Here is a 20,570-nt window from a genome sequence, read left to right on the forward strand (position 1 = left end):
CCTATACCTGAATAATCATCCATGCACTGATGACCGGAAAGCGTGCACTGTATCGGCGGAAGCCATGCACTGAAACGCCGTGCAGTGTGCTCTATCTGGTCGGTATATACAGTTATCTCCAAAGTCATAGTAGAATAAATCCCCACGACAAATCATTTTTTCTTTCATATACATAACCTCACAAGAATCAAATTTTTAAAGTGTCATTCGTATCCGGAATGAAATAACCCCTTCACTCATTTGGACAAAGGGTGCTGAAATGCACACCCAAAATCAGAGATTTTCATAAAATTTGATAAAGTTTTTCTTTGCCGCTGCAATAGACTTATCTACGGAGCTGTAATATACACCCTCCTGCTTTGCAATCGCTCTGGAACTCAGACCGCAACACACATTCTTCATAAGGCGTTCCCTTTGAAGTGGCTGCAACATTGAAAGTGCTATTCTTGCTTTTCTAATTTCACACTGACACAATTCTTCTCTTTCCAGTTCAAGCCTTTCTTCTTCTGCTCTTTCAAACGGGTCGTCAAACATAATGGCAAGTTCTTTATGGAACTGTGATGACATTTCATCGTCATATCCATAGCAGTCAAGTGTGCGACTGCTTCTCTTTGCATACTTGTCCTCATTTCGGTTTGCATCATCAATTACCTCTCCCTGTGCAATGGAAAGATGAACAAACGGAGAATATCTTTCTATAACAAGTGGATACTTCTCCCAAAGCTCTTTTACCGATAATTCCGTAATAATCGCCCATCTCTCATCTCCGGTATAACCGTTATATTCGTATTTAAGATTTATCAGTTTACAATCCTTTGCAAATAATTCTTCTTGTTCTGTTAATGTAAGTTTGTTTGTCATTTTCGTAATCTCCTTTGAATTTTCTAAAATTGCTTTTTTATATAGAAAATTCGGAGATTACGGGTACTCAGCTATCTGGCACTGCCATGCGTTATAAAACATAAAAGTCCTTTCCCAAGTAAGGGAAAAGACCTAATACTGCACGAAGCATAATCGAATAAAACAGCAACAAAAAAAGCACCGTCGAATCTGGACAGCAAAGAATACTTCTATTCTTCACTTATCCGGCTTCGTACGGTGCTTGGTAGTTTAGCAAATAAATTGCTTATCTCCGCTTACTCGATTAGAAATCGTTTCGATATTTACTTGTAATATTCATCGCCTGCAATTCCTACTATATCCGTTCCTGCGGATTCTGCGGAAGTAAGCGAGATTTAAGATATGGACATTCTTGCATTTCTGACACTTCACACTCAAATGTCCGGTTGCATCTGAAAAAACTCTTTGTATCCTGAACCCGCAAGTCGGGCAGAGAATATCACGCTCCTTCAGACTTTCTGCTTCCACTCTTGACAGAAGCAATCTCTTTTGTATTTCAGGTGCTACCTGAGTCTGTAACCTCATTGTGAAACACCTCCCAAATTTAACTCATTGGAAATGTACTCAAGGATATTGTGATACTCAAATAGCCCCATATCTCTCAATCTGATAACCAAGGCTGTATAAGATACTCCGATATAAGCTGCCATTCTGCGGATAACTGCTTTATCCTTTGAAGTAATGGTATTATCGCCATAAACTCTTATCGGATTTGACTGATTATATTTCGCCAAGGCATTTTCAATAATTCTTCTCGGCATAAGAAGCGAAGCTCCCATTGTATCTGCCTGCCACTCAACAGACGCAAACATCTGAGCCAGTTCCTCTTTGGAATAACTACGCTCACTGTCATACTCTGCATGAAAGCGTCCTTCACTCGGCATTGCATACATCTTACTCAAAATATGATGTGACGCTTCGTGTGCCATTGTAAACCTGCGACGTCCCTGCTCCTTTTCAGCAAGAAGAAATTTATCAAGTACGATGGTATCTTTCGGGAAAACAAAGGGAATAATTTTTCCGTCCTGATGTACCAGCAGTGGTGTTGCTCCATCTGCCAGAAAACCAATCCTGCCTGCATCATCTTCTGCGAAAGAAGCGTATTCAATTCGTAACATAAGAAATTCTGTAATGAAATGTTCTATGTCGATGGATTGAATCACTCGATTGCTAAACTTATTAGCATAAGCTGTTATCAAGCCTTCGCTGATTTCTTCCAACTCGGCTCTTGACATATAAATACTCAAGTTGTGTCCACCTCCGACTCCACCTTGTCCGGTGGTGCAACTCCTCCGGCAAAGTTCTGTTGTATTTCCGCACTATCCAAATTGATTAGATAGCGAATTCCTTCAAGTGTTCTCATTCGTCTGTCCTCTGTTATAGTTCTTTGATGATGTGACAAGCCACACCCTGAATGCAGCACTCATCTACAATGATGTCTTTCATCCTCTTATTTTCCGGGTGGAGAATGATTTTCTGATTCTCATCATCTCGGAAGTAACGTTTCAATGTATTCTGATTATCCACAAGAGCAACTACTATATCGCCCTCATTGGCTTCTACCTGCTTTTTGACAACCACAAGGTCGCCGTCATCAATCCCTGCTTCAATCATAGACTGACCGCTTGCTCTTAATATAAAGAAATCTCCTTTGCCGAAAATAGCAGTAGGAAGTGATACATATTCTTCAATATTTTCTTCCTCATACTGAGGACTACCACAAGGAATAGAACCTACAATCGGTGTCTGTGTCTGTTCGCCACTGTACTTACGGGTCACATTGGTACTAATCTCTTGCCCGTCGTACTCAATCATATTCTTCTCAGCCATCTCTACCAAATATTTATATGCTGTACCTCTGGCAATGCCAACAGCTTCAGCAATCTTTGTAGTCGATGGGGATTGTCTGTTTTGCAGGTAATAATTCTCGATATATTTTTTTATCTCACTCATAAGTTCAGGACTCTTGCTTCTCATACCTGCACCTCGCTTTCTTTTCTATCAGAAGCACTCTGCTTTCGATAGTTTTATTATACCTGATACGAAAATTTTTTCAAGTAGGTTTTTCGCAAAAGAAAAGAGGTGTCGCAATTTGCTAACACCTCTGCACCTTTTAACTCAACAATGTTAAAAGTAAAGTTTTTGTTTTCATTGAAAATTACAGCCTATAAAGTTTTTTTGTTCAATGAACTTTTATCCTGCAATTTGTGCAGACCGTCTGCACAATTAGATTGTTGCCACACTGGGACAACAATCTAAGAAATATATAAATCTTTAGTAATAGCCGCATTTATTTTGGATTCACTGAGTCCAAAATCTTTAAGAACTCTTTTACTATGTATTATCCTTCACTCCATAACACTGATACAACATATCTGTCATTTTTATTCCATTGAAAAGTTCCGCCCATAAAGGCTTTTTGTTCAATGCAATTTAAATTTGCAATTTGTGCAGACCGTCTGCACAAATTACTTTTTCATATCAATTCTACTTCTAATATCTTCTACGGCAGGTAATGCATTTCTCAAATTTAACGGTAAATCCGTGCATAAGTGATATTCACTGACACCAATCGGTTTTGACATATCTCTCAATGCATACTCTGCAATTGTTCTATTTTCATCTCTGCACAAAATAAGTCCCACTGATGGATTATCCTCTGGAGCTTTCACTAAATCGTCTAAAGCAGATAAATAAAAATTCATCTTTCCTGCCTGTTCTGGCTTAAACTCGCCAGTTTTAAGGTCTATTGCTACATAACATCTAAGCTTTGTGTTATAAAACAGAAGGTCTATATAAAAATCTTTTCCTCCAACTTCAAGATGATACTGCTGTCCCATAAAAGCAAAACCAGTGCCTAATTCCATCAGTAGAGAAGTAACATTTTTTACAAGTTCATTTTCTATATCTGTTTCCAACATTTCTTCCGTATAATTGATGAAATCAAACATATATGGGTCTTTCATTGTGCTTACTACCATATCCTTTTGTTCAGCCGGTAATCGTCTTTCAAAATTTGATATTTTGTTAGCAACCACCTGTCGCTCATATAATTGACTCTTAACTTGGGAAGTCAAATCATCAACTGACCACTTATATTCCAAAGTTTTTTCCAGATACCATATATATTCTTCTCGATTTGACACTTTACTCATCAATATCTGATGATGACTCCAAGTAATTCTTCCCAATCCGTACTCATCTACATCATCTTCCGTAAAAATCTGTGCAAATTTCTTCATATATTTTAAATTTCTGACAGAATAACCTTTTGCACTTGGAAATCTCATCTTCATATCCTTAGACAGATTTTCCACAAATTTATTTCCCCACTCAGAATTGCGGATAATAACATTTCCAATAAATATATTTGTTTTCATTATCTCACTATTTACACTGACAGAAGCTCTGCATTTAGCCTGATTGACATAATCATTTATTTCTTCTACTGCCTGCAAATATTGATTTGACGGTGTAAGCATATTGACTCCTTCCTAATTGTGCAGACCGTCTGCACAATTTAAAAACATATCATTTTCATATTCATAATAATTGATTTTTCACACAAATTCTAAATCATTTACGAATCACTACTCACTCTCTTGCATATCCTCATCGGCTTTTGCAATCATCTGTCTGTACTGTTCTTTCACACTTTCCGGTGCAAGTATCTGTACTTTTCCATTAAAGCCAAACACCCAACCGAAAAAGGTAGGACTGGCTGATACTTCGGTCTGTACTCTGAAAGAAGTCATATCATACGCAAGGGTTGTCACATCTTCTCCGAAACGGTCAACCACTGTTTTCATCAGGCTGTTATCACACCGCAAATCCACAAGAACTTTCTCTCCTGAGAACATAAAGAACACTTCTTTTGTAAAATTCTCAATATCAAAATCATCGGGCATAGGAATAATATCCTTAGCAAGTATATCTGGTCTCAATGCAATGCGGTCTACTCTAAAATTTATAACTTTTCTCTGCTTTTCAGAATATCCGAGAACATAATAATAGTCCCCACACCAGATAAGTTTATACGGACTGAGCTTATACACCTCGCCTTTATTCTTAAGAACTTTCTTCTTTAGTCCTGTATAGTCATAATACTGAAATGAAATCTGCTTGCCGCTATTTATGGCTTCATTTATCGTGTCAATAATATAATAAATCTGCTCGTTGTCCGGCTTTATTCGATTAACAACATAGTTGTTTCTCCTGAGTTTTGCCACCTGCCCTGCACTTGTCATTGTATGTATCTTCTCAATCAGTGCGTCGCTTTTCTTACTCGTAATAAATTTGGATGATTCTACTGCGTCAATCAACAGTTTCAGCTCAGGTAGCTCAAACTTACGGCTTGCCACAAAGTATTTACTTTGAGTGGAATGAATAACAACAATATCCATTCCAAACTCCTGAAGAGCCGCAATATCCTTTGTTATGGTAGTCCTATGAGCAGATATCCCATATTCATCATTTAATATATTGATTAACTGCGTTGTGGAAAGCATATTTTCCTCATCTGTTCTCTCAAGCAGTATCTTTTGTAAATATAAAATCCTTGGTTTTGATTCCATTGATTTCCTTTCTGAACTACTCCTACATATCTCCAAACACTTCTCCCTAACTCTCTCATTCGTCATATAGGGATAACCGTTCCATCTGTCATTGTCAAATTCTCTTATCATTCAAACCCAGAACTCATCTAGTCAGTCATTTTCTTTACAATCAATCTTACTTTATCATAATCATAAGGGCAGTAAAGCACCTGTCCGAAGCTTGCACTGTTCTTTTCCGCCTTATATGTTTTGACCAGTTTCATTGTGTCAGACTTATATTCCAAAATGTGGTTAATTAAAGTAAATGATATGTCCGTGTAATTTACCAATTACTTTCCTTATGAATCCATCTTATCCTTTAATGACTTTAACTAGAGCCTTTGCAATCATAATTGCGTCTTCTTCTGTATTGTCTCTACCAAACGAAATACGAATAGTGCCTTCTGAATACTCAGATGGTACTCCGATTGCCTTAATAACATGCGAGACTTCTGTATTTACAGAATCACAAGCCGAACCCGTTGATATACAAATTCCCATCAAATCCAAACGATGCAGTAACATTTCCCCACTCGTTCTGCGGATAGACAAATTTATATTCCCCGGAACATGATTATTAGAACCATTTCTAATAAAATCTATCTTAGACTTCAAAAGAACATCGTTAAATGCTTCATCTAAAGCAAGTAGTTTTTTATTCACTTTTTCCATTTCATCGCAACTTTTTTTCAATGCAATGGACATTCCTACAATCGAAGCAATATTTTCAGTTCCTGCACGCTTATGGAATTCCTGAGCACCACCATCTGCAAATGAAGATATTTTTGTACCTCTCTTAATGTACAAAAAACCAATTCCCTTTGGTCCGTTAAATTTGTGTGCCGAGGCAGAAAGCATATCCACACATAAGTCACTGACATCAATTGGAATATGCCCAACTGCCTGAACTGCATCTGTATGAAATAAAATACCGTTATCATGAGCTACGGTTGCTAACTCTTTTATTGGTTCAATCGTTCCAATTTCATTATTAACCATCATTACAGAAATCAGCTCAGTATTACCTTTTATAAATTTCACTAAATCTTCGCATGATACAACACCTTGTTTGTCAACTGGAAGATAATCCACTTGAAATCCAAAGTGTTCTAATCTTCTACAGGCATTCAGGATTGCATGATGTTCAATCTGCGTTGCAATTGTATGATGTTTTTTCCCCTTCTCAGCAATCCCCTTTATTGCCCAGTTATCACTTTCCGTGCCTCCTGATGTAAAATAAATTTCATCTGGTTGAGCACCGATGCATTCTGCAATTAAAGTTCTAGCTTCCATCAAGGCTTTTTTCGGTTTACGTGCAAATGAATATGGTTGCGACGCATTGCCATATTCTTCTTGAAGCCATGGAAGCATTGCATTAAATGCATCTTTATCCAATTTTGTTGTTGCTGCATTATCAGCGTATATAAAATGCTTCATAGCTATTCCTCACTTAAAAAGTGTACACCCTTCATCCTTAAATTCTTCTATTTTGTCCAGCAAATCATCAACAGTACATCCTAAAAAATCAGCCAAACAGTCCATACAATAAAAATTGGCAATGTCTTTTCCAAGAAGCTTTTTGTTTATGCCTACAGTATCTTTATCCAATTGCTTTTTTCCACAAGCAATACACTCTTTACTCATTATTCTCTCACCATTAAACATGGAACATCTTTATTTTTATATTCACTGTCAATCATGCCTTGCTGAAGTTTGATAATTCTTCGCATTTTCATAGCTGGCGTTAAACAGTAGTCTCTAAATTCCATCTTGTCAACATCAAACTCATTTCTAACATTTGGAAACAGCAGCTTTAAATATGCAGTTGCCAACCTTTTAATTGCCTCTGTATCACGAGTATCCGCATGCTCGGGAACTTCTACAATCTTTTCCACAATGGCACGATAACTCATATCATTTCTGAGTTCATGAAGAATAGAGCAGAAATATTCAGAGTTAAGTGCCCATCCGGTTAGTTTAAGACCATCATTCATTCTAGGTATATCCCACCCTTTAACGAATCCGTGAATACGGTCAAGAAGTGCCGTTTCCTGAAACAACGTAGGTAATTCTCCTAACATATAACCATACTCATCCATGTTTTCTTCTTTTATATTACCAAGGAATACTACACCAGCATCCGATTCTCCATTATAGCCATTGGAATTAAATGTACCGTACTCAAGATATCCTTGAAGTATGGAACGCATTTCATTTTCGTCGCCGAAATTTACAAGCTTTACTTCATCAATCGCTACATAGTCCGGACCACAAATATAACCCGGTTTTCTTCTGTTAGCATCATAAAACATTTTTGAACGGGTAACTTTTCCACCGTCTGTCAGCAAGCCGTTTTTACTGATATGACCAAAAACATAACTTTTTCCAGTTCCCTTAGGAGCTAGTTCAATAAGGTTTATTCTTTTCTCTACAAACGGCAATAGTCTAGTAAGCATTGTCAGCTTTTGAAGTTTCGTTTCATATCCGTCAGCATTATAGTCGATAGCTCCTAATAAGATATCTATCCATTCATCCGTTTCAAAGTTTGACCTCATTTCTTTAAAATACTCAACATCTACCGTATAAGGGCGAAAATTCTTGAAACCAGTCAACTTTATTTTTCCCGGAATCTTTGGCTTTACTGTATCGTCAGGTTGACGATATCCTAATTTTATAATTCCCCAAGTTTCTCCTGTATTTATCAAATCTTCTTTATAGACATCCCAAATAGCCGGTTCAATCAAAGTTTCCTTTTCAGTAACTCCAAAATCAGGAATAGCAAATGATATTTCTCCGGTCTTTATATTGATATCTACGGAAATTTTTGTCAGGATTTGAACACTTTCATTCTCATAGATGATTTTATTTTTTATACTCATCCAATCCTCTTTTTTGGGTATGAACTTCTTAACAAATGCAGATACTTCATCCACATCAAAATTCCCAAAATCATCGCTGAACATTTTCAAAAGATAATCTCTTAAAAATGCAGGAAGTCCAAGAGAAGAAAAGAAATTATTATTTTTTAAATCTTTATAAACAACCATTTCATCAAAATAGTCTCTAAGTTTATCAGTCATTTATTTTTACCTCTAAAAATCGAACATATTATTCTGTGACATTCCCTTTTTCTCAATTTCAAACTGCTGTCCAGATGCGAGAACACTGCCACCATCAAGGATATCAATAGAAAACTTGCCTTTTTTGCTGTAATTTTTCAATTCTATGCTGTATATATAAGGTTCAGCAGTTTCTTCAGCATTGTAATAATTACCATCCAATTTAATGGAAATATTATTACTTCTAATTCCAACATAAATTTTAATGATTGCGTATTCCTTTGCACCTAATGTTAAAACTCTTGATTCATCGACGATAAAGGCTTCTATATTAGATGCTTTTTGTGTAATTTCAATAATTGGAACCGCAACTTCCTCCATAGAAGCTCCACCGTGTACTTCTACATTTGCACGTCGGCTTCCCCTAAATCTGTCATAATTCGCCAGAATCCAGTATCCAGACTCTTCAATTGCAAAATCTGGTTTATCGTCAATTTCACTTATCTTGCAACATCTTCCTGAATGCTCGCCTTTTGTCTCCATATTCCATATATTTTCAGTTTCATGAAGGACAGCAAGTCGGCTAGCACCATGGTCAGAAATAATAATTGCTTTATTATATGACCCAGCAAGTATGCTTGCTTTAATTTTCGTCAATAAATCATCTATTATTTCGAGCTCTTTTATGAGGTAAATTGGTGTTTTTTCTTTCTCATAGTCGAAGCTATCTTTGCCATGATGCTTAATATCATCTAAATCCTTTATATCTGATATTAGACATCCTTTATCTTTTAACACATCTACAAATTCCTTGTTAAATACAGTTAATGATGGCAACTCGCATCTTGCACAAGATATATTTGCCGAAAGTCCGTATTCGCTACACTTCTGTTGAATAAAGCTTAAGTATTCAACTCCCATTGCATCAACAAAAAATACTTGTGCATTTTGTGTATCAAGTTTATCTACATAGGCTGTACGTGGTTTTAAGATTGTAACAAAATCCATTTTTATTGCCTGCTCTTCAACAACTTTATCAAAAGATGGCAGAATACGATTTGTTATCTTTTGATATTTGTAATTCTCAAAATAGGTATTCAAAAATTCATTTCTATATCTATAACTTGACAAATAATACGCTAAATCGGGATAGACATTCATCAAAATAGAAACCAACTCATCCTTTGAATACTTCACACCATAATTGCTAAGCCATTTGATGATTTTTTCTTTTTCCGGTTGTGTTAAATCTGTCAGATAGTAAATTTCATCTTCTCCTTTGGTTGATAAAATTTTACAAAAATCTATCGTCTCAGGCAATGGCTTTTTCAGCTCACTAATTAAACTTTTTCTTTGCCTATACAATTTCTGATAGTTTTCACTCTTCCAATCAATATCAAGTACAGACCGAAAAATATTCTTTATCAATTCACTGGATTTTGACGTCTTATTTAACGCAAGTTTAAGGTAATCATTATTCTTAACACCGCAAATCAGAAGTGCAATATAGTAAAGCCATCTCTTTTCAACGTCAAATTTCGGATATTCTCTTATTACATGTAAAAGATTATTTTCTGACCCAAAATTGTCTACAATAACCGTAGTCCACGTTCCTGATTTTCCCATTTGATGGAGCACATAATCCCATTGTTCCGGCAATCCACATGCTTGAGGAACAATTCCTGTTCTTGAATCTTTATTTCGGAGAATATCATAACTATTATTTACTTGTGAAATATGAAAGACTGATTCAGCAAAAGAGCTTTTATCTATTGCTGTTGCAATATATGCATCTCTATTGAAGCAACTATCTATGGCTGTTCCAATGTTCTGTATCCCACTATATGAATCCGTAAAAATATCGGAGAGCGTCGGAGAAATGAAATTTATATTGCAAATATTGTCAGGATTTCCATCAACGATAACCAATCTTCCGCTCTCAGATATTCTAGGATCTGTAAATCTGAGATATTTCTCACATTGATATGTAATAATTACAACATGACCAGAAATGCTTGTTGTAATCAGTGTTTTTAAAGCCTGCTTTGCCACATTTTCTCCAAATAGCATAAGGAATCCAGACAATCCGGTTATAAATGTATTACCACTGTTACTTGATACAGATGCGTATAACTCATCCAGTTTTATTGCCTCATCTTGGTTGCAAAACTCCTCTATAGCCGGGAACTTGTTACTACCCACCTTAAAATATTCTGCTATATTTGCTAAATCTTCCCTTGTTTGAACATCAACAATCAAAGGATATCTTTTATTAGAGTTCAGATATTTTTGAACTCTCTTTTTTGTGTCATCCAGATTCATATGTTTTATCCTCCGAATCACTTTTGTTTCTTTATGATTTCCAACCCAACAACAAAATTATCTTCTATCATTTTCTTCAGATATTCTTTTACCTGTTCAGCTGGCATTTCGTCTATTACTTTTTTTGCTTTTCCATACCCTGACTCATTATATTTTGCATTAGCCATCGTCTTAATCTTTGCTGTAACCGCTTTATTTCCAAGCCAATGATACGGCGAATCTGAGATATGGTTCTGAAGGTAAGTTCTAACTTCATCAACATCATCAAACAGTTCAGAGAACTCTTCAAGGAAAACATCTCTAAATGCTTTATCTCTATCTTCTTTATTATTCAATTTCTGCACATAGGTCATTTTATCAAGATAGTCTAGTGCTGTTGTAATGGTATTCTCATCTTTAGTTTTAGAATTTATAGCTCCAAATACCTTTCTTGCTGTTGCGACTTCATCATCGGGAACCATGGCAAGGATAGGCATATGATACTTATTCGACCACATATATGGTGAATCAGTATCGGTCAAATCGTTCCATTTCTTTTTGAGTTGAGTATACAACTGAGCATTCTTATATAAATCGACTGCTTTTTGAACCTTGCCGGTATACTTATCTCGCTCAAGTAAATAAGAACCTCCAAATCCATATGTATCATCATCAAGAATGGACTTAACATCTTCCTCTGAAAGGTCGTCTAAATAGAAACTACACGCTTTAATAAATAAACTGCTCTGTGAGCCCATAAAATACTTAAAGTTTTCTATATTCTCACGAAGTAAATCAAGAAATGGCTTCTTTTGTGAATCAAGAAGATTTCTTTGCTTATACAGGTTGTAAAGCATCTCATAAAATGCTTTGCTATCGCCAAGCTCATTTTTAATCATTGAATAAGCTAATCGAATCTGACCAATCTTATCAACCCATGCACGAATCGCTTCCATATAGGTTGCATTTTTAGATAAAACACCATTGCTTATTTCAATAATTTCATATTCACAAATAAGCTCATCTATTTTTGCATTGACTGTATCTGTATTCCATACCCAATTGGCAGCATCTGAGCTGAATTTATATTGCAACTGATTGATATACTGACCGCCGTCATTGATTTTTTCAGCAACAGCAGGAAGTTTCCCTCCATCGTATAATTTTAAATACTCAAGCATACCAGATTTGCAATTGTCCTTTGTGAGTATACTCTTCAAGTCATCTACAACGCCCTCATTATCTAAGCATAATTTCCCAATAGTAAGAGCAATGTCATTATCAGACTTCTCGCCTTCCATGTTCTTGTTATTCGCAATGCCACAATAGTTATCAATAAGTTTTGAAACGACATCTTTATCTGTCTTAAAAGTCTTATCGTCAAGCACATACTTGATTACCCAAATAGGGAAGGAAAAACCTTTCATCTGTTCTCGGATTCGTGACCTTGTTTCCGTAACAGAAACACAATACATTTCTGGAATATCGAAAGCAACTGATGTAGCCTTGTTAAAGGCACGTTCTTCTTCCGTCAATGTTACGATAAACTTATCTTTATAACGTTTTTCCGGCGTGTTGTCCTGCTTAATAATTTCAGAAATCATACTGGCAAGCTTTTCCGCATCTAACGGTACTGTTGTTAAATTGTCACTGTAAGAATAAACGCCTTTCGTGTATTCCTTTAAAATAAATCCAAGAATAAAAGCCGTCAGGTTACAAGGCATAAATCCGTATGGTTCTGCTTTCAGCATCTCATATATTGAAGCAATAGAAATACGGTCACTTTTATTAAAAGTTTCGTTAATAAACTCATCTACCGTTTTCTTCAAATCTGCAATATAAGAATGAGAGTTATTCCAATATTCTGGAACTTTCCATGCGCCCTTCAGAGCATTTTCAAGTTTAGTTGCTTCATTACCGGAACGGAATGTCCCTTTTGTTTCTTCGTTAATACCACATGTTGCACCATTTCCCAACGAATTGGCATCATACATTGTATTCAAAACACTTGTATAAGCACCCTCAAGACATTGTGGGTAATGGAATTTATCTATATCAAGCAGATAGATAAACAAATCCTGAATATTCGCCACTCGTTCTCCATTTGTTGCATAGCGAGAGTATACATAGAAATCGCCGCATTTAATTCTCTTCGCCCAATTTGAAAGCACCTCGATAGCATATCCCTCGTATGTCTTTCTCTGGTCTAAATCGCTGTTTCCGATTGCAAGAGACATGGCATAGTTTTCAACAAACTCATTATACTCGCCTTCACCGAGAACACATGTTGAACTATCGATTACAATTGCATTTGATTCAGGATTATTCACAAAGAAATTCTCTATCTTTTTCTTCAATGCACCGCTTTCAGCCGAATCTCTGCCAATAGTTGCAACGGCATAAAGTTTGTTATTAGTTGCACTTGGATTGTTTGCCTTTTTTATTTCACTATCAAAATCTGAGAGCGTAGCATATGCCAATGAATAACGAAGCTTTAATGCACCCGTAAATTCAATAGTAGTACGCAAATTACTACCTGCCATAAATGACATATCTTTTGTAGATTTACCTTTAGCCTGAGCAATGAACGGACCCGGGTCTACACTTGGTCCCATGTTTTTGCAGCAATACGAGAATACATCGCCAGTCAAAGGCGTTCTGGTTACTACATGGTCGTTCAAAAGTTTTTTTGCAATATTCTGTGCCGTAAATTCAAGGTCAGTGCCCTCGAAAGCAAGTGTCAAATTTTTGTTGTTTGGAAGAAAAATATCACGGTTTCCACTCATTCTTTCAGATATAGCCTGAAGCAACAAGATAACCTTGAGTACACGCTTTTCATCTTCCATAAGCTCCTTATCCATTTTCTGAGTATAACAGCTTAAAACCTCTCTTATGCCATCAGCCAATTTCTGGCTGCCTGTTTCATAAAAGAAATTCCATAACATATCAATCGTGACAAATGGATTTTGAGAACTAAAATCATATCTGTCAATAAACCACTGAAATGCTTTAACATCCTCGCCTTCATCATTCTTAATAAAATTGAACATGCTACGGGCTGTAGATGTGTAGTAAATCGAAATATGCTGCAATATAAGGGCTGCATAAGGATGAATCGGTAAAACATTACTTAAATCTTTGTCTGTTAAACCAATTTTTTTGCTTACAGCAGAACGGCTCTGCATAGTACGGTCTTCTAAACTTTTCCTGTGCTTCTCCCATTTCGCAGCTTTATCAACATCATCTGTTACCTTCAATGCCTCATGCATCAATTCAAAAGCTATATTTTCAGGCAATGAAATGTGAATTGGCGAAACAAATCTGTCGAGGATTTTTCGCTTATCTGGGTCTCCATCAGAAAAATAGCCTTCAGCTTTATGTGTAACAATCAAAAGACAGAACGGTGCCGTAGCAGCAAGCTCTGCAACTTGCTGAAAACCAGTAAGATGATGCATGTTATTCTCAAAATACTCTGAAAATTCATCCCAAATGAATACAAGTTCCTTAAGGTTATTCTTTTCGATAATTTCACGTATCCAATCGCAAAGTTCCCCTGTAGTCATGGAAAAGCTTCCCTTTACAACCGGAACTTTAAACACTTTTTTAACCAAAGTATTCAAAGCTTCTTCCTTGAAATTTCTTAATTTTTCAAGAATACTATCCGCAGTATCTCCGTTCAACACTGTCTGATATTTACCCTTAGCATAAATGTCAAAACTCTGCTTATTTTCTTCATCTTCAAAATATCTGATAAGCGAATTCTTCAAAGAAGTACTGGCTACATTTTCAATTCCCGCATCAGCCAATGCTTTCTCTACACCTTCCTGAATAGCAACAACCAAATCCGTATCACTTTGAATATCAGATGAGCCATAACGATGACAAACAAGAATTTTACCTTCGTTTTTCTGTGCAATCAGTTTTTGACAAAGAAAATTATCAAGATTATAACGCTCAAAGTATGCGTTTGTTTCCTCGTCTGAAGCCTCAATGAGTTTCTTTAATGTCAGAACAGCATGAGATTTACCTGTGCCATATGCACCGTCAACCCATACCGATAATTTCTGCTTGCGTGATAGAACATCTACCATTGACTTCAATAGCTTAATGAATGTAGGATGTGGGTAGAATTTTTTCCACAAATCCGGCTGTTCCTCTATTATTTTCTTATCTACCTGTGGAAAATACTCCGGGTCGATATCAAAATACTCTCTGTAACTCATTCTCTTTTCCTCCTCAGAACAGCTCGTTTAAAATTTCATTAGCCGTCTTATCACTTTTGAGTGTAATATTATCCAGACCAAGCGTAAATCTTGCTTCAATCAAATCAGGATAATTAAATGTAAGACCATTCAGGATTTTCTCCATTGTTTCTCGGTTCAATCCAAAAATCTGTGTTGGACTAATTCCAGCACTTTCAACAGATGTATCAAGTAATCTGGTTAATGTGAACTGTCTGTAATTTCCGCATGCCTCAGCAAATTTATAAAGTGCATATAGTATCACTTTTTCGTCTGGATTTTTCCATGAACCTCTAACAAAATAATTCAATGTAATAGTTTCTCTTCCGTTTGATGATACTTTCTCTTCATAATCTATAACACTACCAAGACCAAGTTGCTTTCCAAACGGTGTCTTAATCAAAAACGATTTAAGTGCATCACAAATATTTCTCTTTCCTAAACCAGATTTATCATTTTCCATGACTTCGTCTAATCTAAGTTTTATAGACTCTGGTGTTGATGTCTCACTGAAAGGTATATTCTTTATAAACCATCTAAACTCTTCTGAATCCTCTGCATATACTAAGTTACACATTAGATAAGCCCACATACTCTCATCATCTACTCCAAGAGAAAACATTTTTTCTGCGAACTTGTTCGGTTTATATTTTATATACTTATACTCTTTTCCTTTCAAGGATTTATCTTCGTCTACCAATCCCGCATCTTTAACAAAATTTAAAAATGCATCCTTTTTCTTATTTGGTACTTCGCCATCTCCATCTGATTTCCAAAACGATGACGTTCCCTCATAGTCAAAGTACACTCTCAACCAATTTTCTTTAATACCAAAGCTATAATATCTATCAAGTCCAGTCATGACCTTTGCTCCTATTCTATTTTTTATAGAGTTATATCTCAAACAATGAGAATATATATCGTGGCAGCTAAAGCAATGCTTACACTGATTTGAAATATGCACTCCATTTGCCATATCAATACAACCACTTTTACATTCGGCTGCACAATACCCACAATTAACACAATAAACGCTCTTTATAATCACACTCTTAAAAAGCGACAAAAATTTTATATCTGATTTACTATTTTCAATATTAGGAAACGTAAATTGCTCTCCACCTTCTTGAGTACTTATAGTACGAATTGCATAAGATTTTCCTTCATATGCTATGCTAAATTCACCATCCCCCAAACTAGTAACCTGACCAATAGTCTTTGCCCATTCTTTCCAGTATTCATTCTTTTTCTGTACAGTTATAACATTTTGTCCCTTGACTATTTCAAACACATGCTTATCATGACCGAAACTTAATTCTCTGCCACTTTTTCTAGTACGCCAGTATCCTTGTTCGACAAACCTATCATAATTTTCCTTTGAGAAGTTTTTTCCACTAGTAGTTATTATTTTATTGATAAACAAGTCTGTATCATCGGGATAATTTTTATACTTCATGTAATCATGTTTCCCTTGAGACATAGGACAAACAAGGCAGCCAGCTCTTGTATTACCTTTTTTATATGCATTATTAAAGGTCAAGCCATTTTCATATATGTATAGAAAAAGTTCTGCCGTGTTCCATTCCAGAATAGGATGGCAGCTATATTGCCCAGAATGCTTACCTCCATAACTGATTGCATCATACTCACTTCTAGATAAGCTTTCATCTCCACGAACACCAGTGAATGCCATACCAGTAAAATCAGGTTTTTGTAAAACTTCTCTAAGTTGCATTATCTGCGGCGTAGTTTTATGCACACTACAACACCAACGTATTGTTACAGCTGGCGGTCCAAAGATTTGCCATGTATTCTCAGGTTTTAATTTTGATTTTGCCTGCAAAAACTCAATTTTTTCTTCAGCACAAATTTGTTTTATTTTTTCAACAGTCTCATATGTATCGGGGAATTCCATTCCAGTATCCCCAAATAACACCTTAAAGCAGTTATGAGGAAGTGCTCTTTGAACCAAATCCAAGGCAACGACACTGTCCTTACCACCAGAAAAAGCTACATAAAAAACATCCACCTTGTCTTGATACTCAATAAAAGTATTATATATTTTCTTTATAGTTTCCTGTACAAGCTGCTCCATTAACTGTCGATTCTTATCGACCATAGCAGGTATATCAACAAATCGAAGAGGATAACCTTCCGGCTCCGGGTCTTCAATAAGAACTAATTCCGGAGGTGTATAAAGAGATCCTCCCTTGGTTTTTGCAACGAGTCTTCCTCGATAATAATAATTATTGGCTTCTGCCCACATATATGGGAAACTGTCATTTTTATCATAATCCCAATATTTATCAAACCCTAAAATATCAAGTTCTTTATAATAAACGGGTCTGGGTTCCTTTGAAAATGCCAGTGGCATTGGGGTTAATATATAACCACCGGTAGAACTATCCCATTCGTATGCATACATCCTGTTTATTCCTTCCTGTTCCGAATTTGTGTTGCTTTCCGCATAGCAGTATCTAAGTCCTTATAACTACGCCTTGTAATCATATTAACATCTGCAAGATAATTCAGTGCTTCGCTTTTCTTTAATTCAATTCGGCTTTCAGAAAGCACTGCTGCACAAGCATCCTCAAATTCTTTAATTTTTCCATCTTTTTTAACAATAGCTCCTGCCACATTGTGCAGGGATTGTCCATTATTCAAAAGTACAAACTTTTTGCTATATGAAATCAAAAAGCTCTCTAACATATACTCATTCCATTCATATCCAACAGATGGGAATGCAAGGAAAGAGTCTATCTCACGAATTCTGATGTAATCCTTTGACATAAAGCTCTCAATAACTTTATCGACTGAATCCACATCAAAATTTATCCGTTTTTTTGAGACAAATAAATCGTGACTGACTCGCACTGAAACTTCTGATAAAGCGTCGAAATAAATTACAGTATCTAATTCTTTTGAAAGTATATATATTTCGTCTGCTGTAAACTCTGCATGATGTTTAGCATACAACTGATATACATCTCTCATAGAAAAACTGTCTTTTGGCAGGCTGATAACAGCACCTTCAAAACGAAACCTTCCGCTAAATCGTTGTTCGATTGCATTTCTAATTCCAAGACCTGAAAGGTACAGATTATTTTCAACAAATAATGGAAATTTATCTTGAATCATATTCCAGACATTCGTCCAAATTGCATATTCGTCCTCACTGATAAAACCCTCAATAATCTCTGCAATATTCTCCAGTTCATCATCAGTGATTTCAAAAATATCTGTATGAAAATACTCGCCCTTAGAATTTCGTAAAAATCGAGAATCCGTTTTAATGATTCTGTCAACTCGTTCTTGTGGGATATGTGATAATGTGCTAAAAACATCATCAAGTCTCATTGGTTTACCGGCGGAAAGAAAATATTCTTCAATTTCCTCTGTGTGGTCAATTTTTACATTTCTATCAACCGACATATAATCTGAAAAATAATAATATTTATCTTTCTCAGCCGAATACTCAATATAAGCTTTCAACATTTTTTCGTCTGCCAGTGTAAAACAACTTGCAAAAGCATCTGATAAATCCTGATAAATCGCCTTATAATAAAGCACCGACTTTCCAGTAGAGAAGCAGTTATCAATGTATGCAAACAAAGTTTCCTTTGTGTTGTTATCAATTATTCCCTCAGCAGGAAAAAGTCTGTCTTTATATAGCACTCCACAATAACGCAATCTTTCTTCCAAGGCTTCATCATCAAAAGTGAGAGTTTCATCAAAAAGTGCATCATACATTTCTCTGAAATTTTCAAAATCAATAGAATCAAATTGCATTCCGTTGCGGTATCGTCTTAAAAGAGTGATTTCAAATTTTGACTTATCAAAATCTTTCGGCTGTACTTTTTCAATCTCATTAGCAACCGGAAGTGATGTTTTTTTCACTGATAAAGATTTTCTTTCTTTTGCAGGAAGTTGACCTCCCATTTTTAAGTATTTCTTAAATGCTGCTCTAAATCGGTTATGCTGCTTAGCATTAAACTCCAGAAACTCATTATCTCCCATGAGCTCTCGAATCAGCGTTGATGCGTCTTCAAAACCACAATCATAAATCATGTGCGAGGCATAATTATGATTTTTTGCATATTCCTCGGCTGTTCTTATTGCTGAAACATAACTTCGGCACGAAGCTTCTGCCATTTTCTCATAATTATACAAAAAGTCGAAAAATTGACCATCTGTAACTATGTCCTTTTCTTCTATCTTATATGGTTGTACCTGTTCCCGTAAAACTGAATTGGCATTTTTCCCAAACGAATAAATATCATCCGCCAATTTTGTTGCCCAAGATACATCATTTAGAATACTTATTACCAATTCCTCATCAGTACCATTGCCTAACATGGACATTATTTTTTCTAAAGTCATTCCATTGGGGTCATCGTATACCTTGGAAATATAATAAAGTTTCTGATAGATTTGAGAATATTTACTGTCCGAACTTTGGTTATCTTTAGCTTCAACATTGTCGCCTGAACCCTCTGTTGAGATTTCTACATCAGGAATCTTTATGCCAGACCTCTTTTCGCTTTGCTGCAAAAATTTCTTATATAAAGGTACTGCTTTATCAAGAACAATTGCTGTCTTTTTATGCATCAACCTATATATTTTCATTCCAAGGAGCTTTGATGCAACGGTTATAAATTCATTTTTATTATTCATATCCCAAAAGCTCACTTTACTCAAGCTACGAGAGCAGCAATACTCCGAACCTTCATCAAGTGCATTAACTATTGTATTAGAACTATATTTGCTTATTGGATTAGATGAAAGCCATTGAATAAATTTTTCTCTTGTATTCATATTATTCATAGCCTCCTTGTATCCTATTTGTTCTTTTGCAAGTATGAGTATTTTCTCAAATTCATCTGAATTTAATTTGCTCATTTTTGCCATTTCAATATATAACTTACTAGCTCCCGGTAATCCTTTTTTCCCATCTGTCAAGAGATACTCCATTTTTGTCATCTGAAGTGCAATTCCGTTTTCATTGCGAAACACTTCATCTATGTTAATCCCATTTGCCTTTGCACGTTGTCTAAGCAAATTTGATAATTTATGTACGCACTCTGCTTTATCAATTTTATTGTCACGAATTCTGTTACAAGCATCTATCAACAATGCTACTTCATACTCGTCCCATCCTATCCGAACTGTCATATCAATCCTCTATAATTTGACAAATATCCCCGATATCACAATGGAACACCTTACAAATCCTCATCAGCACTTCCATAGATACCGTTTCATCTTTATTAAACTTTGTTGCAACAGATGATGAAATATCTGCTGCACGCATTAAATCCTGTCTATTCATCTGATTATCAATCATAAGTTTACGAAGCTTATTATAGCTTATTTTCATCTGTAACGCTCCTTTGCTGTACACTTCATTCTTAGTTACAGTTACACGGATACTATTTTATCACATCATGTTCATTTTTTCAAGATGTGTGTGTTGC

Annotated in this window: 13 protein-coding genes; all 13 read right to left on the reverse strand. The window is 35.7% G+C overall.

Annotated features, from left to right (window positions below; all coding sequences use genetic code 11):
- Window positions 1–273 precede the first annotated feature (273 nt).
- Window positions 274–861, reverse strand: coding sequence for a sigma-70 family RNA polymerase sigma factor (locus tag ACTQWB_RS17150; RefSeq protein ID WP_416330348.1), 588 nt, complete (start codon window positions 859–861; stop codon window positions 274–276).
- Window positions 862–1,421: 560 nt separating this feature from the next.
- Window positions 1,422–2,147 carry an ImmA/IrrE family metallo-endopeptidase gene (locus tag ACTQWB_RS17155; protein WP_002594700.1) on the reverse strand — a complete coding sequence of 242 codons (726 nt, stop codon included), beginning with the start codon at window positions 2,145–2,147 and terminating at the stop codon, window positions 1,422–1,424.
- Between the two features lie 130 nt (window positions 2,148–2,277).
- Window positions 2,278–2,853 (reverse strand): transcriptional repressor LexA, encoded by a 576-nt coding sequence (gene lexA, locus ACTQWB_RS17160; protein ID WP_229027227.1) that lies wholly within the window; start codon window positions 2,851–2,853, stop codon window positions 2,278–2,280.
- A 515-nt stretch (window positions 2,854–3,368) separates the two neighbouring features.
- Window positions 3,369–4,382 (reverse strand): PDDEXK nuclease domain-containing protein, encoded by a 1,014-nt coding sequence (locus tag ACTQWB_RS17165; RefSeq protein ID WP_441502722.1) that lies wholly within the window; start codon window positions 4,380–4,382, stop codon window positions 3,369–3,371.
- Window positions 4,383–4,490: 108 nt separating this feature from the next.
- Window positions 4,491–5,585 carry a helix-turn-helix transcriptional regulator gene (locus ACTQWB_RS17170; RefSeq protein ID WP_441502721.1) on the reverse strand — a complete coding sequence of 365 codons (1,095 nt, stop codon included), beginning with the start codon at window positions 5,583–5,585 and terminating at the stop codon, window positions 4,491–4,493.
- Window positions 5,586–5,807: 222 nt separating this feature from the next.
- Entirely contained in the window at window positions 5,808–6,932 is a 1,125-nt protein-coding gene (locus ACTQWB_RS17175) for a cysteine desulfurase family protein (RefSeq protein WP_055062753.1), read from the reverse strand.
- 9 nt (window positions 6,933–6,941) lie between these two features.
- Window positions 6,942–7,139, reverse strand: coding sequence for a hypothetical protein (locus ACTQWB_RS17180; RefSeq protein ID WP_055062752.1), 198 nt, complete (start codon window positions 7,137–7,139; stop codon window positions 6,942–6,944).
- Window positions 7,139–8,575 carry a BREX system Lon protease-like protein BrxL gene (gene brxL / locus ACTQWB_RS17185; RefSeq protein ID WP_055062751.1) on the reverse strand — a complete coding sequence of 479 codons (1,437 nt, stop codon included), beginning with the start codon at window positions 8,573–8,575 and terminating at the stop codon, window positions 7,139–7,141. Before brxL ends, ACTQWB_RS17180 begins: the two co-directional genes overlap by 1 nt.
- A gap of 12 nt (window positions 8,576–8,587) precedes the next feature.
- Window positions 8,588–10,876, reverse strand: coding sequence for a BREX-4 system phosphatase PglZ (pglZ, locus tag ACTQWB_RS17190; protein ID WP_055062750.1), 2,289 nt, complete (start codon window positions 10,874–10,876; stop codon window positions 8,588–8,590).
- Window positions 10,877–10,893: 17 nt separating this feature from the next.
- Complete coding sequence (locus ACTQWB_RS17195) at window positions 10,894–15,078, reverse strand: hypothetical protein (protein WP_055062749.1); 4,185 nt, start codon at window positions 15,076–15,078, stop codon at window positions 10,894–10,896.
- 13 nt (window positions 15,079–15,091) lie between these two features.
- Window positions 15,092–17,521: a phosphoadenosine phosphosulfate reductase domain-containing protein gene (locus ACTQWB_RS17200; protein WP_081023751.1), complete on the reverse strand. Its 2,430-nt coding sequence runs from the start codon at window positions 17,519–17,521 to the stop codon at window positions 15,092–15,094.
- Window positions 17,522–17,526: 5 nt separating this feature from the next.
- Complete coding sequence (locus ACTQWB_RS17205; protein WP_055062748.1) at window positions 17,527–20,268, reverse strand: hypothetical protein; 2,742 nt, start codon at window positions 20,266–20,268, stop codon at window positions 17,527–17,529.
- Window position 20,269: 1 nt separating this feature from the next.
- Window positions 20,270–20,473, reverse strand: coding sequence for a helix-turn-helix domain-containing protein (locus tag ACTQWB_RS17210; RefSeq protein WP_055062747.1), 204 nt, complete (start codon window positions 20,471–20,473; stop codon window positions 20,270–20,272).
- Window positions 20,474–20,570: the final 97 nt, after the last annotated feature.

The sequence above is a fragment of the Blautia sp. HCP3S3_H10_2 genome, from assembly GCF_052122375.1.
GTDB lineage: Bacteria > Bacillota > Clostridia > Lachnospirales > Lachnospiraceae > Blautia_A.

Excerpts from the sequence above, each read along its gene's own strand:
- ACTQWB_RS17150 (WP_416330348.1), bottom strand. The coding sequence starts at position 861 with ATGACAAACAAACTTACATTAACAGAACAAGAAGAATTATTTGCAAAG.
- lexA (WP_229027227.1), bottom strand. The coding sequence starts at position 2,853 with ATGAGTGAGATAAAAAAATATATCGAGAATTATTACCTGCAAAACAGA.
- ACTQWB_RS17165 (WP_441502722.1), bottom strand. The coding sequence starts at position 4,382 with ATGCTTACACCGTCAAATCAATATTTGCAGGCAGTAGAAGAAATAAAT.
- ACTQWB_RS17170 (WP_441502721.1), bottom strand. The coding sequence starts at position 5,585 with ATGATAAGAGAATTTGACAATGACAGATGGAACGGTTATCCCTATATG.
- ACTQWB_RS17175 (WP_055062753.1), bottom strand. The coding sequence starts at position 6,932 with ATGAAGCATTTTATATACGCTGATAATGCAGCAACAACAAAATTGGAT.
- ACTQWB_RS17180 (WP_055062752.1), bottom strand. The coding sequence starts at position 7,139 with ATGAGTAAAGAGTGTATTGCTTGTGGAAAAAAGCAATTGGATAAAGAT.
- brxL (WP_055062751.1), bottom strand. The coding sequence starts at position 8,575 with ATGACTGATAAACTTAGAGACTATTTTGATGAAATGGTTGTTTATAAA.
- pglZ (WP_055062750.1), bottom strand. The coding sequence starts at position 10,876 with ATGAATCTGGATGACACAAAAAAGAGAGTTCAAAAATATCTGAACTCT.
- ACTQWB_RS17195 (WP_055062749.1), bottom strand. The coding sequence starts at position 15,078 with ATGAGTTACAGAGAGTATTTTGATATCGACCCGGAGTATTTTCCACAG.
- ACTQWB_RS17200 (WP_081023751.1), bottom strand. The coding sequence starts at position 17,521 with ATGTATGCATACGAATGGGATAGTTCTACCGGTGGTTATATATTAACC.
- ACTQWB_RS17205 (WP_055062748.1), bottom strand. The coding sequence starts at position 20,268 with ATGACAGTTCGGATAGGATGGGACGAGTATGAAGTAGCATTGTTGATA.
- ACTQWB_RS17210 (WP_055062747.1), bottom strand. The coding sequence starts at position 20,473 with ATGAAAATAAGCTATAATAAGCTTCGTAAACTTATGATTGATAATCAG.